The sequence below is a fragment of the Streptomyces sudanensis genome (genome assembly GCF_023614315.1).
In the GTDB taxonomy this organism is placed as follows: Bacteria; Actinomycetota; Actinomycetes; order Streptomycetales; family Streptomycetaceae; genus Streptomyces; species Streptomyces sudanensis.
On record NZ_CP095474.1, the window covers coordinates 1,533,168 to 1,533,674 of the forward strand.

1 pseudogene is annotated in these 507 nt (G+C 78.8%); it reads left to right on the top strand.

Features of this window, described 5'->3' with window-relative positions:
- Positions 1 to 28: 28 nt before the first annotated feature.
- Positions 29 to 484 (top strand): annotated as a pseudogene (ybaK, locus tag MW084_RS07065) (Cys-tRNA(Pro) deacylase); the annotation flags it as partial.
- Positions 485 to 507 lie beyond the last annotated feature (23 nt).

Sequence of the window (507 nt, forward strand, 5' to 3'; positions counted from 1 at the left end):
CTNGNGNNNGGTGNACGGCACGCCCGCNACGACGGCCCTGGCCGCCGCGGGCGTGCCGTTCACCGTGCACGAGTACGCCCACGATCCGGCGTCGCCGTCGTACGGCGAGGAGGCCGCGGAGGCGCTCGGCGTCGCCCCGGAGCGGGTGTTCAAGACGCTGGTCGCCGACGTGGACGGCGCCCTGACGGTCGCGGTGGTGCCGGTGGCGGGCCGGCTGGATCTCAAGGCGCTGGCGGCGGCGGTCGGCGGCAAGCGCGCGGTGATGGCCGACCCGGCGGCCGCGGAGCGGGCGACCGGCTACGTGCGGGGCGGCATCTCCCCGCTGGGGCAGCGCAGGAGGCTGGCGACGGTGCTGGACGCGTCGGCGTCCCGGCACGGCACGATCTGCGTGTCGGCGGGACGGCGCGGCCTGGAGGTCGAACTGGCGCCGGCCCACCTGGCCGAGCTGACCGGCGCCGTCCTCGCACCCGTGGGCCGGGTGTAGCGTCCGGGGCGGGCGGGCCCGCC